Raw genomic sequence first — 314 nt, forward strand, 5'->3', positions numbered from 1 at the left:
CAATGCGTCGAGATAGGAAGCATTGCGATAGAGGCCGGCGCGCGCGCCCAGACTGTAACGATAGACGTCCGTATCGATCCCGTTGAAGATCACACCCTTCACCCGGGCATTCGCCTGCTTGAGTTGTGCGGTCGCCTCCAGCACCTGCGCGATGGAAGTCGTCTCGAAGCGCGTCACCAGCAACACGGTGCCGCAGCTATCCGCGAGCGCGGTCGCGTCGGATACGGCCAGCACGGGCGGTGTGTCGATCAGCACGATGTCGTAGTCGCTCGTCTTCGCGAGGAACTGCTGCATGCGCTCGCTCACCAGCAGCT

At 62.7% G+C, this 314-nt stretch carries 1 protein-coding gene; it reads right to left on the reverse strand.

The window, feature by feature from the left end; translation table 11 throughout:
• The coding region (locus tag AB3X89_RS40445) for a tyrosine-protein kinase family protein (RefSeq protein WP_368588089.1) at nucleotides 1-294 on the reverse strand (294 nt) is incomplete at its 3' end.
• Nucleotides 295-314 lie beyond the last annotated feature (20 nt).

It is taken from the genome of Paraburkholderia sp. BR14320 (assembly GCF_040948665.1).
In the GTDB taxonomy this organism is placed as follows: domain Bacteria; phylum Pseudomonadota; class Gammaproteobacteria; order Burkholderiales; family Burkholderiaceae; genus Paraburkholderia; species Paraburkholderia youngii.